The 25,488-nt window shown below is 69.1% G+C and carries 25 protein-coding genes and 1 pseudogene; 10 read left to right on the plus strand and 16 right to left on the minus strand.

The features are described from left to right. From GZ67_RS0103030 to GZ67_RS0103045, 4 genes and pseudogenes are all read right to left on the minus strand, one after another. Positions 1 to 984, minus strand: a pseudogene (locus GZ67_RS0103030) (CHAT domain-containing protein); the annotation flags it as partial. Positions 985 to 1,089: 105 nt separating this feature from the next. Continuing rightward, positions 1,090 to 2,655 (minus strand): S8 family peptidase, encoded by a 1,566-nt coding sequence (locus GZ67_RS0103035; RefSeq protein ID WP_029263214.1) that lies wholly within the window; start codon positions 2,653 to 2,655, stop codon positions 1,090 to 1,092. Positions 2,656 to 2,711: 56 nt separating this feature from the next. Beyond that, entirely contained in the window at positions 2,712 to 3,167 is a 456-nt protein-coding gene (locus tag GZ67_RS0103040; RefSeq protein ID WP_029263213.1) for a hypothetical protein, read from the minus strand. Further along, positions 3,164 to 3,844, minus strand: coding sequence for an RNA polymerase sigma factor (locus GZ67_RS0103045; RefSeq protein WP_231481681.1), 681 nt, complete (start codon positions 3,842 to 3,844; stop codon positions 3,164 to 3,166). Before GZ67_RS0103045 ends, GZ67_RS0103040 begins: the two co-directional genes overlap by 4 nt. Before the next feature lie 69 nt (positions 3,845 to 3,913). Between GZ67_RS0103045 and GZ67_RS0103050 the strand changes: the two genes are divergently transcribed. After that, positions 3,914 to 4,132 (plus strand): SCO4848 family membrane protein, encoded by a 219-nt coding sequence (locus GZ67_RS0103050; protein ID WP_029263211.1) that lies wholly within the window; start codon positions 3,914 to 3,916, stop codon positions 4,130 to 4,132. Positions 4,133 to 4,156: 24 nt separating this feature from the next. On the opposite strand, the gene GZ67_RS0103055 is transcribed toward GZ67_RS0103050, so the two are convergent. Then, complete coding sequence (locus GZ67_RS0103055; RefSeq protein WP_029263210.1) at positions 4,157 to 5,533, minus strand: MFS transporter; 1,377 nt, start codon at positions 5,531 to 5,533, stop codon at positions 4,157 to 4,159. A 74-nt stretch (positions 5,534 to 5,607) separates the two neighbouring features. On the opposite strand from GZ67_RS0103055, the gene GZ67_RS0103060 reads away from it, so the two are divergent. Further along, complete coding sequence (locus GZ67_RS0103060) at positions 5,608 to 6,198, plus strand: winged helix-turn-helix domain-containing protein (protein ID WP_029263209.1); 591 nt, start codon at positions 5,608 to 5,610, stop codon at positions 6,196 to 6,198. Between the two features lie 12 nt (positions 6,199 to 6,210). Here GZ67_RS0103060 and GZ67_RS0103065 read toward each other — a convergent pair whose 3' ends face one another. From GZ67_RS0103065 to GZ67_RS0103080, 4 genes are all read right to left on the minus strand, one after another. Beyond that, the gene (locus GZ67_RS0103065) at positions 6,211 to 7,320 is read right to left on the minus strand and encodes an FUSC family protein (RefSeq protein ID WP_029263208.1); all 1,110 of its coding nucleotides are present in this window, start codon (positions 7,318 to 7,320) and stop codon (positions 6,211 to 6,213) included. A gap of 186 nt (positions 7,321 to 7,506) precedes the next feature. Continuing rightward, a complete protein-coding gene (locus GZ67_RS0103070; protein ID WP_029263207.1) occupies positions 7,507 to 8,193 on the minus strand; it encodes a hypothetical protein in 687 nt (228 codons plus the stop codon). Further along, complete coding sequence (locus tag GZ67_RS0103075; protein ID WP_029263206.1) at positions 8,193 to 9,110, minus strand: ABC transporter ATP-binding protein; 918 nt, start codon at positions 9,108 to 9,110, stop codon at positions 8,193 to 8,195. Before GZ67_RS0103075 ends, GZ67_RS0103070 begins: the two co-directional genes overlap by 1 nt. Beyond that, complete coding sequence (locus GZ67_RS0103080; protein WP_029263205.1) at positions 9,107 to 9,496, minus strand: GntR family transcriptional regulator; 390 nt, start codon at positions 9,494 to 9,496, stop codon at positions 9,107 to 9,109. Before GZ67_RS0103080 ends, GZ67_RS0103075 begins: the two co-directional genes overlap by 4 nt. Positions 9,497 to 9,603: 107 nt before the next feature. On the opposite strand from GZ67_RS0103080, the gene GZ67_RS0103085 reads away from it, so the two are divergent. From GZ67_RS0103085 to GZ67_RS0103110, 6 genes are all read left to right on the plus strand, one after another. Further along, positions 9,604 to 10,734: a class I SAM-dependent methyltransferase gene (locus tag GZ67_RS0103085; protein WP_029263204.1), complete on the plus strand. Its 1,131-nt coding sequence runs from the start codon at positions 9,604 to 9,606 to the stop codon at positions 10,732 to 10,734. 338 nt (positions 10,735 to 11,072) lie between these two features. Continuing rightward, entirely contained in the window at positions 11,073 to 12,374 is a 1,302-nt protein-coding gene (locus GZ67_RS0103090; RefSeq protein WP_029273756.1) for a quaternary amine ABC transporter ATP-binding protein, read from the plus strand. Beyond that, positions 12,374 to 13,330 carry an ABC transporter permease gene (locus GZ67_RS0103095; protein ID WP_029263202.1) on the plus strand — a complete coding sequence of 319 codons (957 nt, stop codon included), beginning with the start codon at positions 12,374 to 12,376 and terminating at the stop codon, positions 13,328 to 13,330. Before GZ67_RS0103090 ends, GZ67_RS0103095 begins: the two co-directional genes overlap by 1 nt. 52 nt (positions 13,331 to 13,382) lie before the next feature. Continuing rightward, the gene (locus tag GZ67_RS0103100) at positions 13,383 to 14,291 is read left to right on the plus strand and encodes a glycine betaine ABC transporter substrate-binding protein (RefSeq protein ID WP_029263201.1); all 909 of its coding nucleotides are present in this window, start codon (positions 13,383 to 13,385) and stop codon (positions 14,289 to 14,291) included. 188 nt (positions 14,292 to 14,479) lie between these two features. Next, positions 14,480 to 15,955 carry a lipase maturation factor family protein gene (locus GZ67_RS0103105; protein ID WP_029263200.1) on the plus strand — a complete coding sequence of 492 codons (1,476 nt, stop codon included), beginning with the start codon at positions 14,480 to 14,482 and terminating at the stop codon, positions 15,953 to 15,955. 497 nt (positions 15,956 to 16,452) lie between these two features. Beyond that, the gene (locus GZ67_RS0103110) at positions 16,453 to 16,617 is read left to right on the plus strand and encodes a hypothetical protein (protein WP_231481682.1); all 165 of its coding nucleotides are present in this window, start codon (positions 16,453 to 16,455) and stop codon (positions 16,615 to 16,617) included. Positions 16,618 to 16,788: 171 nt separating this feature from the next. On the opposite strand, the gene GZ67_RS0103115 is transcribed toward GZ67_RS0103110, so the two are convergent. From GZ67_RS0103115 to GZ67_RS0103145, 7 genes are all read right to left on the minus strand, one after another. Next, the gene (locus GZ67_RS0103115; protein WP_029263198.1) at positions 16,789 to 17,556 is read right to left on the minus strand and encodes an ABC transporter permease; all 768 of its coding nucleotides are present in this window, start codon (positions 17,554 to 17,556) and stop codon (positions 16,789 to 16,791) included. Beyond that, the gene (locus GZ67_RS0103120) at positions 17,553 to 18,329 is read right to left on the minus strand and encodes an ABC transporter ATP-binding protein (RefSeq protein WP_029263197.1); all 777 of its coding nucleotides are present in this window, start codon (positions 18,327 to 18,329) and stop codon (positions 17,553 to 17,555) included. Before GZ67_RS0103120 ends, GZ67_RS0103115 begins: the two co-directional genes overlap by 4 nt. Further along, positions 18,326 to 18,694 (minus strand): DUF1048 domain-containing protein, encoded by a 369-nt coding sequence (locus tag GZ67_RS0103125; RefSeq protein WP_029263196.1) that lies wholly within the window; start codon positions 18,692 to 18,694, stop codon positions 18,326 to 18,328. The genes GZ67_RS0103120 and GZ67_RS0103125 overlap by 4 nt, the downstream gene beginning before the upstream one ends. A 2-nt stretch (positions 18,695 to 18,696) precedes the next feature. Continuing rightward, entirely contained in the window at positions 18,697 to 19,041 is a 345-nt protein-coding gene (locus GZ67_RS0103130) for a PadR family transcriptional regulator (RefSeq protein ID WP_029263195.1), read from the minus strand. A 175-nt stretch (positions 19,042 to 19,216) separates the two neighbouring features. Beyond that, positions 19,217 to 19,990 carry a LysM peptidoglycan-binding domain-containing protein gene (locus GZ67_RS0103135; RefSeq protein ID WP_136025698.1) on the minus strand — a complete coding sequence of 258 codons (774 nt, stop codon included), beginning with the start codon at positions 19,988 to 19,990 and terminating at the stop codon, positions 19,217 to 19,219. Positions 19,991 to 20,039: 49 nt separating this feature from the next. After that, the gene (locus GZ67_RS0103140; protein WP_029263193.1) at positions 20,040 to 20,678 is read right to left on the minus strand and encodes a response regulator; all 639 of its coding nucleotides are present in this window, start codon (positions 20,676 to 20,678) and stop codon (positions 20,040 to 20,042) included. Beyond that, positions 20,666 to 21,883 carry a sensor histidine kinase gene (locus tag GZ67_RS0103145; RefSeq protein WP_029263192.1) on the minus strand — a complete coding sequence of 406 codons (1,218 nt, stop codon included), beginning with the start codon at positions 21,881 to 21,883 and terminating at the stop codon, positions 20,666 to 20,668. The genes GZ67_RS0103140 and GZ67_RS0103145 overlap by 13 nt, the downstream gene beginning before the upstream one ends. A gap of 123 nt (positions 21,884 to 22,006) precedes the next feature. On the opposite strand from GZ67_RS0103145, the gene GZ67_RS0103150 reads away from it, so the two are divergent. Next, entirely contained in the window at positions 22,007 to 22,774 is a 768-nt protein-coding gene (locus GZ67_RS0103150) for an ABC transporter ATP-binding protein (protein WP_036303906.1), read from the plus strand. Continuing rightward, positions 22,774 to 25,311 (plus strand): ABC transporter permease, encoded by a 2,538-nt coding sequence (locus GZ67_RS0103155; RefSeq protein WP_036303904.1) that lies wholly within the window; start codon positions 22,774 to 22,776, stop codon positions 25,309 to 25,311. The genes GZ67_RS0103150 and GZ67_RS0103155 overlap by 1 nt, the downstream gene beginning before the upstream one ends. Positions 25,312 to 25,488: the final 177 nt, after the last annotated feature.

Below are 25,488 nucleotides of genomic sequence, written 5' to 3' on the forward strand. Positions count from 1 at the left end.
GCGTCGTGCGCTCAGGCGGAGGCCGGTCGCCTCGGTCCGGAATCCCGCATGGTCGAGGGCTCTGGCGGTGCGGGCGAAGGCGGGTGCGTCGACCGGGCGGTCCGGCTTCGCACGCTGCCGCGCTTCGAGCCGCACCGCTTCGGCGCGCGCCGCCCACCCGTGGTTCCCGAGCGCGGTGAAGCGCCGTGTCGCCGTGCGGGCCGTGCGCTCGGCGGCAGCCGGATCGTGGCGCAGCAGCGAGCGCGCGAGGTGGAACTCGGCTTCCCCCCTGGCCTGCTGCATCCGCTGCGCGCCGAACTCCGCGGCGACCCGACCCAGCAGCGTCTCCGCCTCTGTGGTGAGGCCGGCGTCGCGGAGAACCTCCGCGCGGTCGAGGTCGCTGATCGCGGCGGCCAGGTCGCTGATCGCGGCGAGCGTCGGACGGGAGCGGGTCATGAGGGTGAGTGCGCTGACGAGGTCTCCGCCGAGCAGCGCCGCATAGCCGAGGTTGTGCCGTGCCTCGGCGAGCGGCTCCTGGTCGTCGTTCGCCTCGTACACGGCCACCGCGCGCCGCAGGTCTTCCATGCAGGTGTCGAGCTCGCGCTGCTGCATGCGCACGACCGAGCGGTTCATCAGGCAGTTCGCGAGCTCGGTGGTCTCGTCGCCGATCGCGGTGAACGTGTCGATGGCACGGCTGAGTTCGACCTCGGCCGCCGCCAGCGTGCCGGCGTGCATGAGGAGCACACCGAGCTGACCGCTGAGCACGGCGATCGTCTCGGCGCGCAGCCCGGAGCGGCGGAGGGCGTCGCGGCACAGCTGCTGGGCGGCCGCGGGCTGCCCGGTCTGCGCGAGCACGTAGGCGGTCGTGCCGTCGATGCGGGCGCGCAGGTCGGGATCGTCGGTGCGGGCGGATGCCGTGTCGAGCGCGCGCCGCGCCTGCGTGAACCGTCTCGCGTTCGCCGCCTCGACTCCGCGCCGGTGCAGCTCGTTGGCGGACAGGGGCATCCGTCCAGGATGCCCTGCCCCGCGGCTGGGCGGAAGAGCGCGGATGCAGGCCGAACACCAAGTCGGACCGCCCGTATCGGTGCGGGCGGTCCGGCTCGGGGGTGGTCAGGTCGGGTCGACGGGTGTCGGCAGGGACTTCAGCACGGCGGCGATGGCCTTCTTCGCGGCCTTCGGGGCCGCACCGCCGACCGGCACGGTGCCGAGCTGCGCGGCGATGCGTCCGGCGACGTAGGGGGCCGCGAACGACGTGCCGCTCCAGATCGCGAATCCGCCTCGATAGTCGTCGGGGTCGATCGTCTCGCGGCGGAGGCCGTCGACGTCTGCGCGAGTCGCCGCCTGAGAGCCTCCGACGAAGGCGGGCGAGGTGCTCACCACGGCGGCGCCCGGGGCGTAGGTCTGCACCCACGGGCCGACGTTCGAGAAGAGGGCGACCGACTGCGCCGAGGGGTTGAGCGCCCCGACCGACACGAGCGGGGTGCCGTCGTCGTGCGGGATGCCGTTGTCCGAGTCCGGCCACGGCCACAGCGATGCCGGGAACGAGGGCCGATCGATGGCGTCGTTGCCCGCCGAGCACACGACCACGCAGCCGAGCTCGCGGGCCTTGGCCAGCAGCTGGTGCAGCGTGAGGCTGAACATCTTGTCGACCGGAGTCTCGTGGTAGTAGCTCAGGGACAGGTTCAGCACGTCGATCGGGAAGCCCGTCGTCGGGTCCTCGCGGTGCCGGATCAGCAGCGTGACGACCTGCGCGAGCGTGTCGAGCAGGGTGCTCTCGTCGACCACGCCCAGTGCGCCCGCCACGCGGATGGAGAGGATGTCGGCATCCGGCGCTGCCTGCCGGACGAGCCCCGCGATGAACGTGCCGTGGCCGGCGACCGCGTCGATCGCGCCGTCGAGCTGTCCGTACAGGTCGGGGTAGCGTTCCGGGTCGGCGTCGTCCGTGAGGCCCACGGGCACGCCGTCGAGGTCGACATGCCGGGTGACGATGTCGTCGGGAAGCCAGGCGTGCTCGCCGCATCCCGTGTCGAGCACCGCGACGACGGGTCGCCGCCCGCGCTTCGGCGCCGGTGCGCGCACGGGAGCAGGGCCCAGCCAGGTCACCGGCTGTCGTGCGCCCCTCCCGGGCTCGAGGTAGTCGTCGCTGCCCGCGGCGCCCTCACCGCGCACCGGGTTGGTCCGGGTGAACGGGTTGGTCCGCGTGAAGGGATTGGTCCGGGTGAACGGGTTGAGCCCGACCGGATCGATGGACAGCACGTGGTCCAGGCTCGTGCGCGGCATGGGCGAGTGCGACATGCGCCGGGCACGCTGGAGCACCCGCCAGGCGTCGGGCGAGAACGGGGCCTCGCCGCCCACCGGCTCGACGGGGGTCGTCAACAGCAGGCGCTGGAACCCGGCGACGCCCGGAACCAGCTCGCCGTCGCCGATCCGTCGCGCTCCGCGCTCTTCCTCGAGCTGCCACCCGAAGGTGTCCGCCGCATCGCGCAGCGTCCGTACCTCCTGGTCGTAGGCTTCCTCGTCGCCGAGGGCTCGGGTGACCAGCAGTCGCTCCGGCAGGTACGCCGTCGGAAAGGCGCGGATGCCGTCCACCGGCTCCGTGCTCGGGTCGAGGGCCGTTCCCCGGCGGATCGATCCTTCCGCGCGGTCCTGCCAGGTCCATCCCTTGGGCTGCTCCATCGTCATCCTCTCGGTGCGGGTCGCCCCGCGGCTTCATCGACGGGCGGCGCCCGCGGTCACAGCTCGAACTGCGGGGTCGCGAGCGTGCGCGTCTCGTCCCCGATCGCGGTCGTCAGGCGCACGCGCGTGAGACCGGGCGGCACCTCGTCGAACGCGAAGCGTCCTGTCTCCTCCGGCGCGGCCGAGATCGTCTTCTCGCCCTGTGTCAGGAAGACCTCTGCGGCACCGGTGTCGACCCAGCCGTCGACGCGGCGGCGACCGGATGCGGTGCGCGTCACGTGCAGCAGGATGCTGGTGGTGCCGTCGCTGAACTGCAGGGTGAGCGCATCCGCCTCACCCCGCACGGCGCCGAGCTGCCCCTCCACGAGGGTGAGCAGCGCGTACTCGCGGTTCAGCCCGTCGGCGGCCACGGCGGCGACCATGCGGTCGATCAGACCGGCGGGCACGGGGTCGACGTCGCTCCAGAGCGTGCGGAGGCGTGCGAACATCTCGGCGTCCTCGTGAGTGCTCATGCGAATCCCCCCGCCTGGGCGGTCGGGGGTGCGTCCAGCAGCGCGCGGAGCTTGGCCAGGCAGCGATTGCGCGTCGGGCCGATGCTTCCGATGGGCATCGCGAGGTCGCTCGCGATGCGCGCATAGTCGGGCCGTTCTTCGAAGGCGATCACGCGCAGGAGCTTCTGGCACCTCTCGTTGAGGCGGCGCACGGCCGTCCACAGCCGTCGGTTCTCGTCGCCGAGCGTCGCGTGCTCCTCGGCCGACGCCTGCTCGGGAAGGAGAGCATCGAGGTCGTCGTCGACGGTCGTGTCGATCTTGCCGTGCGCCTTGGCGACCTTCCAGGCCTCGCGCCGGGCGGTGGTCGTGAGCCAGGCCGACACGGCCCGCGGGTCGCTGATCGAACCGTGGCCGCGCACGAGCTGCAGCCAGGTGGTCTGCACCACGTCTTCCGCGAGCGTGCGTTCGAGCCCGTACGCGCGCACCACATGCCAGAGCACGGGGGTCATCAGTCGTACGAGCTCGTCCATCGCGCGGCCATCGCCCTCGCGCCATGCGCCGAACAGATCCGCGGCGCGCTCCCAGCGTGCGCGCCCGTCATCCGAAGCAGGATCGAGAGCGGCGCCGGGTGCGCCGTCGATCATGAAGCCCATTGTGATCACATCTACCAGGAGCACGGCAAGAGGTTTCTGATACATGACTTCATCCAAGAATTCCACGCTCGTCCGGCGGTCGGGCCTGGGGGCGGACCTCGATAGCGTTGAGGGGTGATCGCCCTCTCCGTCGTGCTCTTCCTCAACGCCGCCTTCAACGCCGTCGTCTGGCCGCAGTTCTACAAGCGCGTCGCCCACGATCCGCGTGCGCGCGACGAGAACGGCAAGGCCACCGCGTTCCTCAAGGTGCACGCCGTCCTGATCGCGATCGCCCTGGTGCTCGCACTGGTCTCGGTGCTCGCCGGCGTCGCGGCGCTGACCGGCGCCCTCTAGCGCGGCACCTCTTCCGGGAGCGGGTCAGGCCGACTCGAACTCCTTCGCATGCGCGGCCCACCGCGACTCGACCGGCAGCGCGCGCAGTGCCCGATTGCCGACGGCCAGAGCCACGGATGCCAGGCACAGCGCGGCGCAGAGCAGCAGCGTCCACTCCCGCCCGATCCAGGCGAGACCGAAGCCGGCGATGAGGGGCGCGAGCGGCATCGCCCCCATGCCGAGCACGCCCGCGGCGCTGTTGGCGCGGCCGAGCAGGTGGGTCGGTGTCGCCACCATGAAGTAGCCCATCATCCCGGCGTTGAGCGCGGGCACCAGCAGCACCGAGGCGCCGAGCACGACGGCGATCGCCCACGGTGTGGTGACCATCGTGAGCGCGACGACCCCGACGGTCGCGACCGATAGCCCGGCGATCGTCAGGATCCCGGCCTTGATGCGGGGGACGAGCAGGGGGGCGCACACGGCTCCGACGAGCATCACCGCCCCGATCGATGCGCTCAGCGTGCCGATGAGGAGCTCGGAGTGGCCGTCCTGCTGCAGCGAGTAGATGACGGTGGTGATCGCGGCGTTGAACCCGAGGTTCACGACCGTGGTGATGAGCAGGACTCCGCCGAGGTCGGGCCGAGAGAGCAGCCAGGCGAACGCCTCTCGCAGCTCCGCCCAGGCGTTGCGCTTCGCGGGGGCGGCCGACGCAGAGGTGCCGAAACCCAGGTCCTCCGTCGCGGCGACGGCGTGTTCTGCCACGACACGCCGCGGGTCGTCCGGGTCGTCTCCGTTTTCGCCGGCTGCTCCGGTGTCGACCACCCCGGCACGACGGGCCTGGCGCCCCAGCATCCAGGCGGTCAGGGCGGCGATCGCGTGGCAGAGGGTCATGACGGCGCCGACCGCCCAGCCGCCGATGCCCAGCAGCAGACCGCCGAGCGGGCCGCCCGCGAGCTGGAGCGCGGCATCGCGGCCCTGGTTCGCGGCCTGCGCGCGACCCATCGCGTCGTCGGGGACGATCTCCTTGATCGCGCTCTCGCCGGCGACGTCGAACAGTCCGCTGCGGGCGGCGAGGAGGATGTCGATCACGAGGAGCGAACCGAAGGTCATCGCGTCACCGAGGGCGAGCAGGGTGAAGGCCCCCGCCAGCACGATGCCGATGAGCGATCCGAGCAGCATCAGCGCGATGCGGCGGTGGCGGTCGGCGAGGACACCGCCGGCGAGGGTCATGAGCAGGCGGGCGATCATTCCGGCCGCGCCGATGATGCCGGCCTGAGCGGGATCGTTCGTCACGATGAGCGCGAGCAGCGGGATCGCGAAACCGAAGAGCGCGGCCGCGAGGCCCTTGCTCGTGTCGCTCAGCAACCAGGTGAGGTAGCGGCCGTTGTGCCACAAGCGATGCGACTCGGTGAGGGTGGTCATGCGTCGACAGTAATTGCGCAAGAACAATTGCGCAAGTTCTATTGCGCAATTTTGGGTGCGGGTAGGATCGGGGCATGGCAGCCGACACCAGCGAGAGCAAGGGCGACGATCCCGTCTGGATGACCTCGGCCATGCTCAAGGCCTACTCCCACCCGCTGCGCCGACAGATGATCCGCCTGTTCTCGCGCCGAGACTTCCTGCGAGCGGCGGACATCGCCGCCGAGCTCGGGGTGCCGGCCAACAGCGCGAGCTTCCACCTGCGCGCACTCGCCGACGCCGGTCTCATCGAAGAGGCGCCCGAGCAGGCCCGCGACCGGCGTGATCGTGTCTGGACCGGGCACAAGGGTCCCCTCAACGTGGGCGGCCCGGACAGCCCCGTGGCCGACGAGGAGCTCGGGACCGCGGTGATCGCTGCGCTGGTGGAGGACCATCACGATCTGATGCGCCGGGTGACCGCCTGGACCCCCGAGTATGTCGCCGGACGCACGACCGAGGTGCACGCCGCCTTCACCCAGAGGACGATCCGGTTGACCGAGTCCGAGTTCGACGACGCGATGGTGAAGATCAACGATGTGCTGAGCGCCGCCGATGACGCGCACGACAGTGCCGACCCCGACGGCCGCTACTGGCAGGTGGACGTGATCGCCGCCGACGACACCATCTGACGCGGTCCGGAGTCAGTCCCCGGTCGACGAACCCGTTCCGCTGAGGATCAGGATGCGGCGCAGGTGCATCGCGGTGAGCACGCCCGGGCCCATCGCGCTGCCTGCGTCGACGGTGCGATCGTTCACGGTCTCGAGGAGGAGCCGCGTGGCGCGGGCGGCTTCGCCGCGGACGCGGTGATCTTCAGCGGATGAGGCACCGCCGCGTGCGATCACCTCCGCCACCGCGTGGCACGCCTCGGACAGGGGACCGGGCAGCGCGGGATCGAGCGGCAGGCCGGCCGGCCGGTCCCAGATGGTGTCGGCGATCTCGTCCGAGATGTCGCGGATGAGGTGCGCGATCCGGTCGAGTGCCGCGAGCTCCTCGTGGCTCTGCTGCATCCGCGATCGGTGGCCCTTCGCCCGGGGATTGCCCCGTCGGCTCTCGTCGGCCTCCGCGAGCGCTGCCCGCAACTCACCTGCGGTGTCGGCGAGAGAGGCCGCGTCGTCGGCCCACTGCCCGTGCTCCGGCGGCCAGGACTCGGAGACCGCCGATCCGATGTCGTCGAGATGTCGGGCGAGCTGCTCGCGGAAGGCGGCCACTCGTCCCTCCGCGGCGACGGTGAGCGGTGCGGGCGCGATCAGGACGTTGACCACGAGGCCGATGACGATCCCGACCGCGGTCTGCGTGAGGTATCCGAGGGAGTAGTCGTCGGCGTTCTGTCCGCCGATGATCAGCACGAACATCGCGGCCATCGGGATGTATTCGCGTCCGGCACCGAACCAGCCCGTCCCGGAGACGAGCACTCCCACACCCACGACGAGCGGGATGGTCCACCACGTGGGCCCCACCGTGAGCACGACCACCGTGGCGAGGCCGATGCCGGCGGCGAGCCCGAGCAGCGTCTGGAAGCTCGACTTCGCCGACCCCATCAGCGTGGGGTACATGCTCAACAGTGCCCCGAGCGGGGCGTAGTAGGGGTACTCGTCGGTGACGCCCGGCATGTGCGGAGCAATCAGCCAGGCGAGACCGACCGCGAGCATCGTCTTCGCGACGAGCAGCAGGCGTGCGGGGAGGACGGCCTCGCGGAGGGCGTGCGCGATGCCTGCGCGGCGTGCGCGGAATCGGGGCTGGCTCTGCGTCACGGCATCCTCTCTTTCGGCGCGTGCGGGTGGGGCGTGGTGCCGGTGATTCCGCGAGCGTATGCGCCCGGTGCGCGGCCGACGAGTGGGTTGCTTCGTCGGCCGGGTACCGGTAGCGCGCAGACGCGACGACGCCGGCCACCCCAGGGAGGGTGACCGGCGTCGAGAAATGCGGCGGCGGAGGTGCGCTTACGGGATGGTCCTCCGGAAGGCGAGGAACGAGACGCCCGTGAGCACCGCGGTGGCGAGGAGGCCCCAGAGTGCGAGACCGAGCGCGCCGAGGTCCATGATCCCCGCGCCGACGTGCGGCCAGAGGTCGAGCCGCGTCACCAGGAACACCAGGCCGAGCAGCACCAGGGAGAGCGCGATGCCCACGATGATGAGCACCAGCTGTCCCCAGCTCTTGTAGATCGTCGCGCCGGTGAAGCCGAGCACGAAGAAGAACAGCGCGAGGGTGAAGTAGACCACGAAGGCGCCGCCCGGACCCGCATCCCACAGCCACGGCAGGTAGAAGACGTAGCCGTTGATGCCGTATCCGTCGGTGGCCACCTCGATGCCGCCTCCGATGAGGAACAGCACCCCCATGATCGCGCTGCCGAGTATCGCGGTGAGCAGCGTGCCGAAGAAGAACTCCCTGCGGGTGATGCTCATCGCCTGCGAGAACGGGAAGGTGAGCGTCATCGCCGACATCCCGATGGCGAAGAAGTACCAGAGCGGAGCCTGACCGCCGCCGCCGTACTTCGGGGTGTCGACCGGGATCATCGCGTAGATGAGGACCGAGATCACCACCGCTGCGGCGAGGATGATCAGCGGGTACCAGACGAAGGTCCCCTTGTTGATCAGCTGCAGGCGGATGACGTTGACTGTGCGTCGCATCAGCGGACCTCCTCTTTCGCGCCGGAGTCATTCGTGGCGGAGTGGGCCTCCGCCTTCTGGGTGAGACGGACGACGAGCTGCTGCAGCGAGACCGGAGCGAGATCCAGACCGGATGCCGTGACCTCGGCCCGCTCCTCTGCACTGAGACGGCCGAGCACGGTGACGGATGCCACGCGCCCGAGAGCCTCGCGGTGGAGCACCTCTCGGCCCACGACCCAGGCGTCGACCTTGGCGGCCTCGCCCACGATGGTGACGGCGCGTTCGCGGACGGCATCCGTGTCTTCGTTCAGGATGATCTGGCCGTTGTCGATCACGATGACCTTCTCGATGAGGTTGGAGACCTCGTCGATCAGGTGCGACGACAGGATGATCGTGCGCGGGTGTTCGGCGTAGTCCTCGACCAGTCGGTCGTAGAAGATCTGTCGGGCGACCGCGTCGAGTCCGAGGTAGGGCTCGTCGAAGAAGGTGATCTCGGCGCGCGAGGCGAGTCCGATGATCACGCCCACCGCGGAGAGCTGGCCGCGGGAGAGCTTCTTGATCGTCTGCTTCATCGGCAGCTGGAACTCCGCGATGAGCTCGTCGGCGAACGCCTGATCCCAGTGGGGGAAGAACAGGCTCGCAGCCTTGAACGCGTGCTTCGGGTAGGCGTCGTCCGGGTACTTCTGGCTCTCCCGGACGAAGCAGATCCGGCCGAGCACGTGCGCGTTCTCGTACGGGTGCTCGCCGAACACCCGGACCGAGCCCGAGGACTCGAAGTTCTGGGCGGTGAGGATCGACATGAGGGTGGTCTTGCCGGCGCCGTTGCGACCGAGAAGGCCGTAGATGGCGTTGCCTTCGATGCTGAGCGAGACGTTGTCGAGCGCTCGCTTCTCCTTGTAGCGCTTGTTGAGGTTCTGCACCTCGATGACGGCGGTCATGCGGGGTTCTTCCCTTCTGTGTCGGTGGTGAGTGCGGCGCGCTGCCGGAGCAGTGCCGCGAGGTCTTCGGCGCCGAGACCCAGGGTGCGGGCCTCGGCGAGGAGTGGATCGATGTAGCGGTCGGCGAACAGCGCGCGGCGCTCGCCGAGGAGGACTTCCCTCGCTCCGTCGGCGACGAACATGCCGATGCCTCGGCGCTTGTAGAGCACTCCCTTGTCGGTGAGCATGGCGACTCCCTTCGCAGCGGTTGCGGGGTTGATCCGGTAGAACGCGGCGAGCTCGTTCGTCGAAGGAGCCTGTGCCTCCTCGGCGAGTGAGCCGTCGACGATCGAGTCCTCGATCTGCTCGGCGATCTGGAGGAAGAGCGGCTTGCCTTCTTCGATCACGAGTCCTCCGGTGGGTTAGTGGGTTACTTACTCGACTAAGTAACCATGGAACCTGTCCGGTGTCAACCCCGGGCGTGTGCGGGCGGACGCCCGCGTACAGTGGGCTGGTGCCGGAGTTCCCCTACAGTCGCCTGCGCCGGTGGCCCGACGTCGAGGCGGACAACCTCCAGGCCCATGACGCGACCGATCTGCTGCTCGTCGAGCGGGCGCTCTCCCTCGACATCCCGGGCTCCGAAACCGTCGTGATCGGTGACGAATACGGCGCGATCACGCTGGCTCTGACGGATGCCGGGCGGCACGGCATCCGCGTGCATCAAGACCTCGCGACCGGCCGCCGTGCCCTGGAGCGCAACGCCGAGGATCTCGGGCTCGCCGGCTTCGTGGCGCATGAGCTCGATGCCGAGCTGCTCTCCGGCGCACGGCTCGTGCTGCTGCAGCTGCCGAAGTCGCTCGCGGAGCTCGAGGAGATCGCGGATGCCTTGGCCCGCTGGGCGGCATCCGGTGTGGTGCTCGTCGCCGGCGGCCGCGTGAAGCACATGACGCTCGCGCAGAACGAAGTGCTCGGGCGCAGCTTCGCGCACGTGCAGCCCCAGCGCGCCGAGCGGAAGTCCCGCCTGATCGTGGCCTCCGCCCCGCGTCCGGTGCCCGCCGATCCGCCGTTTCCGGTGACCGCGCAGCACGACGGGCTGACTCTGGTCGCGCACGGCGGGGCGTTCGCCGGCGCCCGCCTCGACATCGGCACCCGGGTGTTGCTCGAAGTGCTCGGCTCCCGGGGCGGAGGCTCCGTATCCCGCGTGCTCGACCTCGGCTGCGGCACCGGCGCACTCGCCGTCTCGTATGCACTCGCCCATCCCGAGGCGCAGGTCATCGCGACCGATCGTTCGGCGGCGGCAGTGGCCTCCGCCCGCGCGACGGCCGCCGCGAACGGGGTCGCCGACCGCATCACGGTCATGCACGACGACGCGGCCTCGGAGATCGCGGACGCGAGTGTCGACGTCGTGCTGCTGAACCCGCCTTTCCACCTCGGAACGAGTGTGCACACGGGTGCCGCGACCCGTCTGTTCGAGGCTGCCGCGCGCGTGCTCCGACCCGGCGGAGAACTCTTCACGGTGTACAACTCCTCGCTCGGCTATCGGGCCGAACTCGCCCGCCTGATCGGCCACACGGAACAGCTGTCGCGCACCCCGAAGTTCACCGTGACGCGCAGCATCCGCACCTCCGAAGAGCGCCGATCCTGACCCCGAATCGGTCTCGGACCGGAATATTGAACACCCGTGCAATCCCCCGGTCAGCCGCTGAAATTCGCACTGCCGGCGGACCCAGGATTTGCCCCTGATCGGCCATTTCGTTACGTTGGAATGCGGGCCTGACGGTCCGAAGACCAGTCCGCGGTCACGTCCTTCTTTCGATGAGCTGTGCTGCGAAGAGGCGTGGGCGTACGGTCGATGCTCTATCGCGGCGGATCCGAAATCCGCCGTCTGTGCCGCCACAGCGATCATGTCGAACGGCCTTGAGAGCCTCACCCGGGCGTAACCGAAGCAGGCTCAGCCACCCGAAGGCGAGCCGCGGGGGAAACGTGTCCGAAATCGCTCTCGAAGCGCGCAATCTATACAAGGTTTTCGGTAAGAATCCGAGCACCGCCGTCCGCCGCCTGAAGGCCGGAGAGAGTCGCACGGCCGTCGCCGATGCGGGGACCGCGGCGGTCATCGACGCCAGCTTCACCGTGAACCGCGGTGAGATCTTCGTCATCATGGGCCTGTCCGGATCGGGCAAATCCACCATCATCCGCATGCTCAACGGGCTGCATGACGTCACGTCGGGCACCGTCACGGTGAACGGCGACCCGATCACCGGAATCCCCGCCTCGAGGCTCCGCGAGATCCGTCGCGACCGCATTTCGATGGTCTTCCAGCACTTCGCTCTGCTGCCGCACCGCACGGTCGCCGCGAACGTCGCCTACCCGCTCGAGCTCAAAGGCACCCCGAAGGCCGAACGCCTGGCCAAGGCGGAGGAGATCCTCTCGCTGGTCGGCCTCGAAGGTCAGGGCGAGAAGCTCCCCTCCGAGCTCTCCGGCGGAATGCAGCAGCGCGTCGGCATCGCCCGTGCGCTCGCCGCCGACAGCGACATCCTGCTGATGGACGAGGCGTTCAGCGCACTCGACCCGCTGATCCGCCGCGAGATGCAGGAGCAGCTGCTCGAGCTGCAGCAGAAGCTCCAGAAGACGATCGTGTTCATCACGCACGACCTCAACGAGGCCATGTTCCTCGGTGATCGGATCGCCGTGATGCGCGACGGCCGCATCGTGCAGATCGGCACGCCCGAGGACATTCTGATGGACCCGGCCAACGACTACGTCGAGCAGTTCGTGCAGGACGTCGACCGCGCCCGTGTGCTCACCGCCGCGAACGTGATGGAGCGCCCGCGCCCCGTCGTGCCGCACACCGCCGGTCCGCGCACCGCGCTCCGCCAGATGCGCGACGCCTACATGTCGGCGACCTACGTCGTCGGCCGTGACCGCCAGCTCGTGGGTGTCGTGACCGACCGCGACGCGGTCAAGCTCGTGCGCCAGGGCGCCACCACCCTCGACTCCATCATCAAGCCCGTGCCGCAGAGCGTGCGCGAGGACGAGGTGCTGATGAACCTGTTCGTGCCCGCCGTCGAGTCCCCGCTGCCGCTGGCCGTGACGGATGCCGAGGGGCGTCTGGCCGGTGTGATCCCGCGTGTGACGCTGCTCGCCGCCCTGGGCCCCGGCCCCGGCGCGACCGAGGAGATCACCCTGCCGATGATGCCGATGCCGCAGGCCGAGATCGATGCGGTGCTCGATGACGGGTGGACCGCCGACCCGGCCGATGCCCCGACCACGGAGGAGGTGCGCTGATGGACGGCTTCCGCATCCCCGTAGGGACCTGGATCGAATCCGGCGTCGACTGGATCAAGGACAACCTCGACGGTCTGCTCGACGTCATCTCGTTCGTGATGAGCTTCCTCGTCGAGGGGCTCACGAGCATCCTGCTCACGCCGAGTTTCGCGGTCATCATCGTGATCGCCGCGCTCATCGCCTGGATCGTGCGTTCGTGGCAGCTCGCCATCGGAACCATCGTGTCGTTCGGGCTGATCGTCGGGATGGACCTCTGGGTCCCCGCGATGCAGACGCTCGCACTCGTGCTCGTCGCCGCCATCATCGCCGTGCTGATCGCGGTGCCGCTCGGCATCTGGTCGGCGCGCAACTCGACCGTGCGGGCCGTGCTGAAGCCGGTGCTCGACTTCATGCAGACCATGCCGGCGTTCGTGTACCTGATCCCGGCGATCGTCTTCTTCGGCATCGGCGTGGTCCCCGGACTCGTCGCCACCGTGATCTTCGCGCTGCCTCCGGGCGTGCGTCTGACCGAGCTCGGCATCCGCGGCGTCGACTCGGAGACCGTCGAGGCCGGACACGCGTTCGGCGCCAAGCCGGGGCAGATCCTCCGCGGCATCCAGCTCCCGCTCGCGATGCCGACCATCATGGCCGGCGTCAACCAGGTCATCATGCTCGCCCTGTCGATGGCGGTCATCGCCGGAATGGCGGGTGCCGACGGCCTCGGGAAGATGGTGGTCGAGGCGATCTCGACGATCAACATCCCCAAGGGCGTCGAGGCCGGTCTCGGCGTCGTGCTGATCGCCGTCTTCCTCGATCGGGTCACCGCCGCACTGGGTGCCCCGGGCGAGAACCGCTCGTCGCTGCTCGGCATGATCGAGCGGCGCCGCAAGCCGCACGGCGGTGGTGGCGGAGCAGCATCCGCCCCCGCAGCCGAGGCACCCTCGGCGCAGGATGCCGACCCGGCACTCGTGCACTGAGTTTTCACCCCTACGGAACAACACCCATACGGAACCGAGAGAGAGAAATCACATGAAGAAGAAGATCCTCGCAATCACCGCCCTCGGCGCTGCAGCGGCGCTCACCCTCGCGGGCTGCAGCAGCGACGGCGCCGGCGGCACGGGCGGCGGCGACGGCAGCTCCGACGACAAGGGCACGATCACCCTGGGCTTCCTGCCCTCGTGGACCGACGGCCTGAGCACCGCGTACCTGCTGCAGGACCAGCTCGAGAAGATCGGCTACACGGTCGAGATGAAGACCCTCACCGAGGCGGGCCCGCTGTACACGGGTCTCGCGCAGGGTGACGTCGACATGTACCCGTCGGCCTGGCCCGAGCTCACGCACGCCGAGTACATGGAGAAGTACGGCGACGACATCGAAGACCTGGGCAAGTACTACGAGAACGCCAAGCTCACTCTCGCGGTGCCGGAGTACTCGGAGCTCACCTCGATCGAGGACCTCAAGGGCAAGGCGGCCGACTTCGACGGCAAGATCTACGGGATCGAGCCGGGTGCCGGCCTCACCGCCCAGACCCAGAAGATGATGCCCGAGTACGGACTCGACAGCGAGTACGAGCTCGTCACCTCGTCGACCGCGGCCATGCTCACCGAGCTGAAGACCGCGACCGACAAGCAGGAGGACATCGTCGTCACGCTGTGGCGACCGTTCTGGGCCAACGACGCCTTCCCCGTGAAGGACCTCGAAGACCCCAAGGGCGCCATGGGCAAGGCCGAGGGCCTGCACTTCCTGGGCACCAAGGGCTTCGCCGAGGAGTTCCCCGAGGCCGCTGAGCTGATCGAGCAGATCAAGCTCGACGACGAGCAGTACGGTGCACTCGAAGACCTCGTGGTCAACGAGTACGGCGAGGGCAAGGAAGCGGATGCCGTCGACGCATGGCTCGAGGAGTACGGCGACCAGTTCGACTGGGTCGCCACCAGCTGACCTGAGTCACACCGGCTCCGAGGTGCAGCATCCGCTCGGAGTCGGCACGCGATACGAAGGAGATCTCACCCTTCGAAGGCCCTGTTCGCGCAGGGGCTCCTTCGTCGGGTGAGATCTCCTTCATTGCGTGAGGGGGACCCGTGCGCAAGCCCCCTTCCCCGCGGATGCCGGCGGCGTAGCCTGTGGCCGTGGACGGGTTCGCGGCGGTCGACTTCGGGTTCGCGCGCGAGGTGCTGCAGCGGGGCATCGCGGCGCTGTACCTCGTCGCGTTCCTGTCGAGCCTGAACCAGTTCCGATCGCTGCTCGGTGAGCACGGTCTGCTCCCGGCGCCGGCCCTCCTCGAGTGGGTCGGCCAGAAGGCGGAGCGGCGGCGGATGCTGCATCCGACCCTGTTCTCGCGCATCCGTTACTCCGACCGCCGGCTCGTCGCGCTGTGTGTGGCGGGGATCGTGGTCGCGACTCTCCTCGTCATCGGCATCCCGCAGTGGGGTCCGCCGTGGGTGCCGATGCTGTGCTTCCTTGCGCTGTGGCTCGGCTACATGTCGATCGTCAGCATCGGGCAGACCTTCTACTCGTTCGGCTGGGAGATGCTGCTGCTGGAGGCCGGGCTCCTCGCGGCCTTCCTCGGGTCGAACGACCAGCCGCCGCCCACGGTCGTGATCGTGCTGTTCTGGTGGCTGGTCTTCCGGCTGGAGTTCGGTGCCGGAATGATCAAGATCCGCGGCGGCCGTGAGTGGCGTGATCTGACGGCCCTCATGTATCACCACGAGACGCAGCCGATGCCGGGGCCGCTCAGTCGGCAGGCGCATCTGCTGCCGCGCTGGTTCCATCGCGGCGAGGTGGTGGGCAATCACTTCGCGCAGCTCGTGGTGCCGTTCTTCCTGTTCGCGCCGCTGCTGTCGCTGTGGGTGGATGGCCCGGTGCCGCAGATCGTGGGCGCAGTCGCGGCATCCATCGTGATCCTGACGCAGGCCTGGCTGGTGCTCACGGGGAACTTCGCGTGGCTGAACTGGGCGACGATGGTCATCGCCTTCTCGGTGATCGGGCTGCCGGGGGTGGGGGCGGCCGAGGCTACGCCGCCGACCGACGCGCCGTGGGTCCTCTCCGGCCTCCCGCTCTTGTGGGTGATCATCACCTCGGGCGTCGGGCTGCTGTACGTCGTGGTGAGCGTGCCGGCGATGCGCAACCTGTTCGCGCGGCGGCAGCTTATGAACGCGAGCTTCAACCGCTGGCAGCTCGCCAACGCCTACGGCGCCTTCGGCACGGTCACGAAGGAACGTATCGAGATCGTCGTCGAGGGTTCAGTCGATGAGGAGGGGAGCGAGTGGCGGGAGTACGAGTTCCGGGGCAAGCCCGGAGACGTGCGACGGATGCCGCGGCAGTTCGCTCCATACCATCTGCGCCTCGACTGGCTGATGTGGTTCCTGCCGCTCGGGCACTCGTTCGACGACTGGTTCACGGCGTTCCTCGTCCGACTGCTCGAAGCGGATGCTCCGACACTCGCGCTGATCCGGGTCGATCCCTTCGACGGCGAGCGGCCGCGGTGGGTGCGGGCCGTTTCGTACCGCTACCGCTTCGCCACACACGCCGAGAAGCGCGCAGATGGTGTGGTGTGGGTGCGGAGCCGCCGCCGCGTGGTGCTCGGCCCGTTCGGGCTGCGGTGAGCGGGTGTGCCCCTACCCGCTTCGTGCAGCATCCGTCCCGCATCCGTCCCGCATCCGTCCCGCCCACCCAACGCGAAGGAGATCTCACGTTCTGAAGGAGCCATGCAGCGCAGGACCCCTTCAAAGCGGGAGTTCTCCTTCAGAACACGTGGCTCGGATCAAGCGACTCCCGCCGAGCGCGGCGCCAAGGATTGGGCTTGCCAGGCCGGGGCGCCGATTGACAACCAGATCCATAGCTCCTATAAGGGCTACATGTCCGATCCGCGAGCGTTTGTCCGACACATGATGACTGACTTCTCATGACCGGGACGAGCCAGTGGGGGCCGATCCAGCGCATGCCGCGGCGACGTTACGTCGCCGCGGGGCTCTGGGCGTTGGCTCAGATCGTAGTTGCCTGCGGGGGCATCCTTCTCGTCTATCTCACTGCGATGCGAATGGATGGGTGTGCATCTTCCTGCAGGGACGATGTCGCCAACATGGCGATCGACGGTCTGAGGGTGGCACTCATCGTCATCCTCGTCGCACACCTCGCCCTGCTCGTCATCGCACTCGTCAAGAGGAGATCGCCGCACGTGATCGGTGGTGTGGCGATCGGTCTGAGCCTCGTGGCCATCACCGTCGCTTATGTGCTCATCGTTGCCGCGTACCCGGCGCCCGCCTGACGTGAAGGAGATCTCACGCTTCGAAGGCGCCTTTCCGTAAACAGCTCCTTCAGATCGTGAGATCTCCTTCACAACGCGCGGCTCACAACGCCGAACCGCCGCCGAGCGCGGCGAAACGCCCCGGCCGGGTCGAGTGACCCGGTCGGAGCGTCCCGTCTCGCTGGGCGAAGATCAGCTGACCTTCTTCCGGTAGGCGATGATCGCGAACACGTAGGCGACCACGAGGATGCCGACGCACCAGGCGAGGGCGACCCAGATGTCGTCGCCGACGGGCTTCTCGGCGAACAGTGCCTGGATGGTGTTGACGATCGAGGTGACCGGCTGGTTCTCGGCGAACCACTGCACCGGAGCCGGCATGGTGTCGGTCGGCACGAAGGCCGAGCTGATGAACGGCAGGAAGATCAGCGGGTACGAGAACGCGGTCGCCCCGTCGATCGTCTTCGCGCTGAGCCCCGCGATGATCGCGAGCCACGTGAGGGCCAGGGTGAACAGCAGCAGGATGCCGATGACTCCGAGCCAGGCGAGCGGGCTCGCCCCGGTGCGGAAGCCCATCAGGAATCCGACGCCGAAGATGATCGCCAGGGTGATGGCGTTCGCCGTGAGGGAGGTGAGCACATGGGCCCACAGCACGCTCGATCGGGCGATCGGCATGGAGTGGAACCGCTCGAAGATTCCGCTCTGCAGATCGTTGAAGAGCCGGAACGCGGTGTACGCGATGCCGGATGCGACAGCGATCAGCAGGATGCCGGGGAGCAGGTAGTTCACGTAGTTCTCGGCACCGGTGCTCTGCTGCAGGGCTCCGCCGAAGACGTAGACGAACAGGAGCATCAGCGCGATCGGGGTGACCGCCGTGGTGATGATCGTGTCGGGGCTGCGGAAGATGTGCCGCATGGAGCGGCCGGTGAGTGTCGCCGTATCGGCGGCGAAGTGCGTGCTCATGCTGCGTTCTCCTTTCCGGGGGCCTGGGGGCCGATGAGGGTGAGGAAGATCTCCTCGAGGGTGGGCTGCTTCTCGACGTACTCGACCTTGGCGGCCGGCAGCAGGCGCTTGAGGCCGGCGAGAGTGTCGTTGGCGATGATGCGGCCCTCGTGCAGGATCGCGATGCGGTCGGCCAACTGCTCCGCCTCGTCGAGGTACTGCGTGGTGAGCAGCACCGTGGTGCCGGTGTTCGCGAGTTCCTTGACCACGTCCCACACCTCGATGCGGGCTTCGGGGTCGAGGCCGGTGGTCGGCTCGTCGAGGTAGATGACCTCGGGGTGACCGACCAGGCTCATCGCGATGTCGAGCCGGCGACGCATGCCGCCGGAGTAGGTGCCGGCCTTGCGGGCTCCGGCATCCGTCAGGCGGAACTTCGCCAGCAGGTCGTCGGCGATGTTCCCGGCGTCGGGCAGGTGCCGCAGCTTCGCGACCAGGACCAGGTTCTCGCGTCCGGTGAGGATCTCGTCGACCGCGGCGAACTGCCCGGTGAGGCTGATCACCTCGCGGACGCCGACCGGGTTCGCGGCGACATCGATGCCCTGCACGGTCGCCGTGCCGGCATCCGCCTTCAGCAGGGTGGAGAGGATGCGCACCACCGTGGTCTTGCCGGCGCCGTTCGAGCCGAGGAGGGCGAAGATGCTGCCCTTCTCGACCTCGAAGTCGACGCCGCGCAGCACGTGCAGATCCTTGTACGACTTCTCGATGCCGCGCACCGAGATGGCTGCATTCGTCATGACTCCTCCTTCTTCTTCGCGTCGTCGAACGCCTTGATGAGGCGTGCGCGCTCCTTGTCGATCCACTGCCGTCCGCCGTACGCGGCGGCGTAGTTCTCGGCGAACTCGACCGGGTCGTCGCCGACGATGGCGCTGACGGGGGTGCCGTCGAGCGCGGCGCGCTCCCACAGGTCGGCGATGTCGAGGAACATCTTCACGATGGTGTCGCCGTCGGTGACTCCGCCGTAGTACATGTTGTAGCGCTGCTGCGCCTTCGCGACCTCGCGGTACGGCTCGGGGAGGGCGTTGATGCGGGCCTGCGCCTGCTTGTAGAGCTTCTTCTCTTCGAGGGATCCGGTGATCGCTTCGATCCACTTCGCGGCCATGGTCAGTTCTCCTTGTTCTCGGTGTTGCGCTTTTCCAGCTGTTCGATGTGTGTCTTGAGGAAGCTCCAGGTGGTCCAGAACTCCTCGAGCTCCTGCCGGCCCTGGGCATTCAGGGTGTACACCTTGCGGGGCGGACCCTTCTCGCTCGGGACCTTCTCGACGTCGACGAGGTTCTTCTGCTCGATGCGCACGAGGAGTGCGTAGATCGTGCCCTCGGCGATGTCGGTGAATCCGTGGTCGCGGATGCGTGTGGTGATCTCGTACCCGTACGCCGGCTGCTCGGCGAGGAGAGCCAGAACGATGCCCTCCAGAGTGCCCTTGAGCATCTCGGTCATCTGCTTGCCCATCAGGTCCTCCTTTCGTTTCGGTTGGTACTCAGTGTTGCTGGGTACCGGTACAAAGTAACACTGAGTACCGGTACTTAGCAACACCGAATACCGAACTTTTCGGAGGAGATCTGCGAGGGGTTTCCGGGCGCGCGGGAACGACCGCCGACGGACCGGCGGCGAAGAGCGCCTGCTGCTACGGGAACATGCGGCGGAGCAGCGACAGATCCTCGTCGTTCAGCGCCTGCGTGATCACGGCCGCCGTCTCCGGGGGCATGTCCTTCTCCAGGCGCTGCCACAGGAACCGCGCGGCACCCAGGTCTGCGGTGGCGACGGCGGTGGAGAACGCCGCCACACCGTCGTAGTACGGGATGGTCGACGACCCGGGTGCGGCGTTGTACGGCGAGTAGATGTCGACGAACGGAAGCGTCGGATCCGGGCGCAGGTAGAGGACGTCCCCGGGTGCGATCGGCTCAAAGCCGCGCACATGGTTGAAGCTGCCGACGGTGACGTAGTCGACGCAGAAGCGCTCGCCGATCGCGATGAGGCTGTCGCCGGCCTCTACCTCGTACGAGAAGATCTCTCCGTCGGCATCGAGGGTGACCGGGCCGCTCGCCAGCTCCGACTCACCCATGTCGACGAGTTCGCCCAGGAGCTTGGCATGCGTCGTTTCGCCGTCGGTGCTCCCGACGTTGATGAACGCGTTGGTGGTGCAGTCGCCGGGACCACCGGCGGGAACGCTGATGCCGTCGCCGAGGGAGACGAGGTTCTCCTCCGTCTTCCCGCCGGCATCCGAGGGTGCCGGCGTGGGGGCCGTGGAGGGCTCGGCGGCGGCGAAGCGCTCCGACGCCCAGGAGGCGACGCCGAACACCGCGGGCGCGGCGCTGACCACGGCAGGGGCCGCGGCGGCGAACAACCCGGCGACGGCGACGACGACGACTGCGGTGGTGATCTTGGTGGAGCGTTTCATCCCCGTCAGCATGGCATCGAATCGCGCCTGAGCGCCAGGGCGGATGCCGTCAGGTGCGGAGGTAGGCGAGCACGGCCAGCACGCGCCGGTGTCCGCTGTCGCTGGAGGCGAGCCCGAGCTTGCCGAAGATGTTGCCGATGTGCTTGCTCACCGCGGTCTCGGTCACGAAGAGTCGCCCGGCGATGGTGCCGTTGTCGAGCCCCTCGGCCATGAGCCCGAGCACCTCGCGCTCGCGCGGGGTGAGCGTCTGCACCGGATCGTCGGCGCGACGGCGGCTCATCAGCTGCGAGATCACCTCAGGGTCCATCACCGTGCCCCCGGCAGCCACGCGGTTGAGGGCATCGATGAAGGAGGCGACCTTGCCCACGCGCTCCTTCAAGAGGTAGCCGAGACCGTCGGCGCCGGCTGCGAGGAGTTCGCCGGCATAGCGGTCCTCGACATAGGCCGACAGCACCAGCACGGGGAAGCCGGGGCGGCGGGCGCGCGCCTCGGCGGCGGCCTTCAACCCCTCGCTCGTGAAGGTCGGCGGCATCCGCACGTCGACCACCGCGGCATCCGCCTCGTCGAGTCGCTCCAGGAAGCCCTCGGCGTTGTCGACCGCGGCCACCACGTCGAAGCCCTCGCTGCGCAGCAGCAGCGCCAGGCCCTCCCGAAGGAGGGTGTCGTCTTCGGCGATCACGATCCGCATGGCAGCTCCGCTCTCAGGATGGTGGGCCCGCCGGCCGGGCTCGTGAGCTCCAGCGTGCCCTCGAAGGCTTCGATGCGACGACGGATGCCGGTGATACCGCCGCCCGGACGCTCCACGGCTCCGCCCCCGCCGTCGTCCTGGACCGTGATGAGCAGCACCTCGCCCTCGCGGGCGACCTCGACGGAGGCCCGTGTCGCCGCGCTGTACTTGCTGACGTTGGTGAGGGCCTCGGCCACGACGAAGTAGCTAGCCGACTCGACGGCCGCCGGAACCCTCCCGACGTCGGCCGCCTCGATCGTGCAGGGCACGACGCTGCGCCCGGCGAGCGAGGCCAGCGCGCCTTCCAGCCCGAGCTCGTCGAGGATCGGCGGGTAGATGTCGTGCACGGTGCGGCGGAGTCCGGCGAGGGCGTCGGTCGCGGCATCCTGCGCTCGCCGCAGCGGTTCGAGCACATCGCCCCCGGTCTCCTGCGCCCGCTCGGCGATCCCGAGCATCATCACGACGTTCACCAGGCGGTTCTGGGCCCCGTCGTGCAGGTCGCGCTCGATGCGACGGAGTTCGGCGGCGTGCGCGTCGAGGGCGGCGGCCCGGCTGAGCGTGAGGGCGTCGACCCGGGCGGCGAGGCGCGACTTCTCGGGGGTGGCGAGCAGCTGGGCGGAGACGAAGGACACCAGCCGCGCGACGGCCGGGATCAGGAACACGGCGAGGATCGCATACACCAGAGCGACGAGCGGCATCGTCGCCGCGAGCTCCCACGACGTGACCGGGTACACCGAGCTGACGGGGTCGTCGGCGGGCGCGAACTGCCAGTAGTAGGTGATGGCGAGCGAGTTGACCGCTGCTACCGGGAGCGAGATCGTCAGCATGGAGAGGAACAGCACGGGGATCCCCTGCACCGCCAGCCACAGGAGGTCGCGACCCGTGGCGCGCGAGAACGCGAAGCGCAGACGGTCGTCGATGGTCGAGGCGGGCGGCAGCACGTGGCCGATCGGCGGCAGCTCCTCGCCCCGGTAGGCGCCGACGCGACGGCGGTTCACATCCGTCCACCCGTGCAGGCCGCGGACCGCCTCGGGCATCAGCAGCACGCCGCCGGTGATGATCATGAGCGGGAGCAGGGCGAGCCCGAGGCTGAGGAACACCACGGACGCGATCGAGACTCCGGCCTCGACGGCCAGGTATCCCCAGGCGCGCAGCCAGCGTCGCATCCGTCCGTCCTTCACTCTCACAGTCTGCCGGAGGGGTCGGCCGAGCACGGTATAGCCAGCACCACCATCGATGCGGCAGCGGGCGGGATGGGATGCCGGATCGGCCGTCCCTAGCGTCGAATCATGACCTCCACACCACTCGCCCCCGCCGTCGATGCGGGCCCCGCCGAAGCGCTGCGCCTGCAGTCCGTCGTCAAGACCTACGGCGCAGGCGCCAGCCGCGTCACCGCCCTCCGCGGCGTGAACCTCGCCATCGCGAAGGGCACCTTCACCGCGATCATGGGCCCCTCCGGCTCGGGCAAGAGCACGTTGCTGCACAGTGCTGCGGGACTCGACCGGCCCAGCAGCGGCACCGTCCACCTCGGCGGAAGCGAGATCTCGAGCCTGAAGGCACGTCAACTCACCGCCTTCCGGCGCGACCACGTGGGCTTCGTGTTCCAGGCGTACAACCTGCTGCCGGCCCTGAACGTCGAGGACAACATCACCCTCCCGCTGCGGCTCGGCGGCCGGAGCCTGGAGGCGCGGTGGCTCGACTTCCTGCTCGACGCGGTGGGGCTCGCGGAGTTCCGTCACCGCCGCCCCTCCGAACTCTCCGGTGGCCAGCAGCAGCGGGTGGCGATCGCGCGCGCCCTCATCACCCGACCGCACGTGGTGTTCGGCGACGAGCCGACCGGCGCGCTCGACTCGCGCTCGGGCAAGCAGGTGCTCGATCTGCTCGCTCACACGGCTCGGGAGCTGAACCAGACTGTCGTGGTCGTGACGCACGATCCCGTCGTGGCATCGCACGCCGATCGCGTGATCTTCCTCGCCGACGGCGCCTTCGCGGGCTACCTCGACGGCGCCGACCCCGCGCAGATCAACGACCGCATGAGCGCATTGGGGGAGTGGTGATGTCGGGGCCGCTGGGCTTGGGTCGACTCGTCCGAGCGGATCTTCGCCACCACCGTCGGAGTTTCGTCGGAGTCGCGGTCGCCGTGTTCGTCGCGAGCGCTCTGGTGACGGGCCTCGGCGTGCTCGTCGAATCCGGCATGCGCGGCGGGCTCGCCCCCGAACGCTATGCCGCGGTGGATGTGGTCGTGGGCGCGCCGCAGCAGGTGGACGTGCCGGAGGGCCTCCCCGTTCCGTTGCGGGAGCGCGCGTCGCTGCCCGCCGACGCGGCGCGTGACATCGCCGCGCTGCCGGGGGTCGACCGCGTCGTGGCCGACGTGACCGTTCCGCTCGTGCTGCAGGGCGCAGGTACGGATGCGGATGCCGATGCCGCTGCGCCCGCCGTCGTCGAGGCGCACCCGTGGGAGGCCACGGCGCTGACCGGTTTCGAACTGCGCGAGGGGCGGGAACCCGCGGCGGCCGACGAGGTCGTCGTCACTACGGGCAGCGGCCAGGCCGTGGGTGGCACGGTCGTCCTAGCTCACGGCGGCATCCCGTCGGAGTACCGCGTCGTCGGGGAGGTCGCAGCCCCCGCGGCACCGGAGCGGAGCGCACACGTGTTCCTCACGGAGCAGCGCATCGGTCGACTCGACCCGCATGGCGGTGCCGCGCAGGCGCTGGGTGTCTTCGTCGCCGGGAACGACCCCGAGCAGACGGCCACCGCGATCCGCGAGGCTTTCCCCGGCCTGGTCGCCCGCACGGGAGACGCCCGTGGCGATGTGGAGTTCCTCGACTCCGGGGCGGCGCGTTCGATGCTCGTCGCCATCGGCAGCGCCTTCGTGGGCACCTGCATCCTCGTGGCGATGTTCATCGTGGCGGGCACGCTGTCGCTGTCGGTGCAGTCGCGTCGACGGGACTATGCGCTGTTGCGGGCGGTCGGCGCGAGTCCATCGCAGGTGCATTCGCTCGTGGCCCGCGAGGTGCTGTGGGTGTCGGCGGTCGCCGCGCTGCTGGGTATCGCGCCCGGATACCTGCTGTCGACTGTGCTGCAGTCGGCGTTCGTCACGGGAGGCGTCATCCCCGGCGACTTCGCCCTCGCCTTCAGTCCGCTTCCCGCGGTCGGCGCGGTGCTGCTCGTGCTCGCCGCCGCCTGGGGCGCGGCGCGCATCGCGGCCTCGAGGGTTGCGAAGCTCGACCCGGTCGAGGCGCTGCGCGAGTCGGCGACGGGTGCTCCCGCGATCGGTCTGACACGGATCATCATCGGGATCGTGCTCGCCGCTGCCGGCATCTCGGTGTCAACGGTGCCGCTCGTGGTGCGTGGTCAGATCGCGGCGGGCGCCGCGGCCGGTGCGGTGATGCTGCTCATCATCGCGCTCGCCATGCTCGGCCCGTGGCTCGTGTCGCTGAGCATGCGCCTGATCGGCAGCGTGCTGCGGCGGCTGTCGTCCGCGGGCTTCCTGGCTTCGGCGAATGCCGCGGCGAACAGTCGGCGTCTGGCCTCGGCCATCCTGCCGATCGCTCTCGGCATCGGGCTGGGACTCGTGCAGATCGGGGCCCCGTCGATCATCGCCGCCGAGGCCGCGACGCAGGCCACCGCCGGAGTCATCGCCGACCTGCGGGTGACGGCGCCGACCGGGCTCACGCCGGAGGCGGTCGAGGTGATCCGCGAGACCCCGGGTGTGACCGAGGCGTCGGGCGTCGCGCTCAGCGCCGCAGTGATCGATTCCTACGATTTCGAGGGGAAACTCGAGCGCGACGAGCACGTGCTGCAGGGCATCGATCCGGAGCGAGCGGCGCAGAGCCTCGACCTGCGCGTGCGTGAGGGGGCGCTCACCGACCTCGACGGCGCCACGACGGTGGCCGTGAGCACGGATGCCGCCCAGAGCCTCGGGCTCGACATCGGCAGCACGGTCACCGGCCACCTCGGCGACGGTTCGCCGTGGGAGGCCACGGTCGTCGCGGTGTACGAGCGCGGTCTCGGATTCGGCGACCTCACCATGTCCGCGGATGACGTGAGGGCGCACACCACGGCCGGTCTCGATGCGTTCGCGCTCGCGACGGTCGAGGCGGGGGCGGTCGACGACGTGCGCGCGGCGCTGACAGATCGCGGCTTCGTCGTCAGCGACGGCTCCGGACAGGAGGCAGCGGGCGCGGGTGCGCAGTCGCAGCAGGGCTGGGTGAACCTCATCGCGCTGCTGGTGATCCTCGGCTACATCGCGATCGCCGTAGTGAACACCCTCGTGATGGCGACCGGGGAGCGCTCACGGGAGTTCGCCCTGATGCAGCTGATCGGCTCGTCCCGTGGTCAGGTGCGCTCGATGATGCGGATCGAAGCCATGCTGGTGGCCGCGATCGGCATGGTGTTCGGCGTCGTGGTCGCGATCCCTCCGCTCATCGGGGTGAGCATGGGCATCTCGGGTCAGCCGATTCCCGCGCTGCCGGTGCTCGGGTCGCTGACCATCATCGGCGCCATGGGAGCCTTCGCGTTCGTGGCGCTGTGGGCGGGAACCACCGCGGCCATGCGCACCCGTCCGATCGACGAGATCGGGTCGCGGCAGTAGCGCTGCGCGGCAAAACGCAGACGGCGGGGAACATGCCATTCGGCACGCTCCCCGCCGCCGTCGCGTGGGCCGCGCGTCACGCTCGGGGCCAAGTTGCAACTTTCGTAACTTTCGCAACTTTTGTTTTCGAGATAGAGTGAGTGGTTCATCGCATCGTCGGGTGCCGATGATTCTGGA

This window comes from Microbacterium sp. Cr-K20 (assembly GCF_000708325.1).
In the GTDB taxonomy this organism is placed as follows: domain Bacteria; phylum Actinomycetota; class Actinomycetes; order Actinomycetales; family Microbacteriaceae; genus Microbacterium.

What these genes read in the sequence shown, in the direction of transcription:
- GZ67_RS0103155 (WP_036303904.1), top strand. Translation starts at nt 22,774, where the DNA reads ATGTCGGGGCCGCTGGGCTTGGGTCGACTCGTCCGAGCGGATCTTCGC.
- GZ67_RS0103130 (WP_029263195.1), bottom strand. Translation starts at nt 19,041, where the DNA reads ATGGGCAAGCAGATGACCGAGATGCTCAAGGGCACTCTGGAGGGCATC.
- GZ67_RS0103150 (WP_036303906.1), top strand. Translation starts at nt 22,007, where the DNA reads ATGACCTCCACACCACTCGCCCCCGCCGTCGATGCGGGCCCCGCCGAA.
- GZ67_RS0103115 (WP_029263198.1), bottom strand. Translation starts at nt 17,556, where the DNA reads ATGAGCACGCACTTCGCCGCCGATACGGCGACACTCACCGGCCGCTCC.
- GZ67_RS0103060 (WP_029263209.1), top strand. Translation starts at nt 5,608, where the DNA reads ATGGCAGCCGACACCAGCGAGAGCAAGGGCGACGATCCCGTCTGGATG.
- GZ67_RS0103070 (WP_029263207.1), bottom strand. Translation starts at nt 8,193, where the DNA reads ATGCGACGCACAGTCAACGTCATCCGCCTGCAGCTGATCAACAAGGGG.
- GZ67_RS0103125 (WP_029263196.1), bottom strand. Translation starts at nt 18,694, where the DNA reads ATGGCCGCGAAGTGGATCGAAGCGATCACCGGATCCCTCGAAGAGAAG.
- GZ67_RS0103095 (WP_029263202.1), top strand. Translation starts at nt 12,374, where the DNA reads ATGGACGGCTTCCGCATCCCCGTAGGGACCTGGATCGAATCCGGCGTC.
- GZ67_RS0103045 (WP_231481681.1), bottom strand. Translation starts at nt 3,844, where the DNA reads ATGTATCAGAAACCTCTTGCCGTGCTCCTGGTAGATGTGATCACAATG.
- GZ67_RS0103140 (WP_029263193.1), bottom strand. Translation starts at nt 20,678, where the DNA reads ATGCGGATCGTGATCGCCGAAGACGACACCCTCCTTCGGGAGGGCCTG.
- GZ67_RS0103035 (WP_029263214.1), bottom strand. Translation starts at nt 2,655, where the DNA reads ATGGAGCAGCCCAAGGGATGGACCTGGCAGGACCGCGCGGAAGGATCG.
- GZ67_RS0103120 (WP_029263197.1), bottom strand. Translation starts at nt 18,329, where the DNA reads ATGACGAATGCAGCCATCTCGGTGCGCGGCATCGAGAAGTCGTACAAG.
- GZ67_RS0103040 (WP_029263213.1), bottom strand. Translation starts at nt 3,167, where the DNA reads ATGAGCACTCACGAGGACGCCGAGATGTTCGCACGCCTCCGCACGCTC.
- GZ67_RS0103055 (WP_029263210.1), bottom strand. Translation starts at nt 5,533, where the DNA reads ATGACCACCCTCACCGAGTCGCATCGCTTGTGGCACAACGGCCGCTAC.
- GZ67_RS0103135 (WP_136025698.1), bottom strand. Translation starts at nt 19,990, where the DNA reads ATGAAACGCTCCACCAAGATCACCACCGCAGTCGTCGTCGTCGCCGTC.
- GZ67_RS0103145 (WP_029263192.1), bottom strand. Translation starts at nt 21,883, where the DNA reads ATGCGACGCTGGCTGCGCGCCTGGGGATACCTGGCCGTCGAGGCCGGA.
- GZ67_RS0103100 (WP_029263201.1), top strand. Translation starts at nt 13,383, where the DNA reads ATGAAGAAGAAGATCCTCGCAATCACCGCCCTCGGCGCTGCAGCGGCG.
- GZ67_RS0103075 (WP_029263206.1), bottom strand. Translation starts at nt 9,110, where the DNA reads ATGACCGCCGTCATCGAGGTGCAGAACCTCAACAAGCGCTACAAGGAG.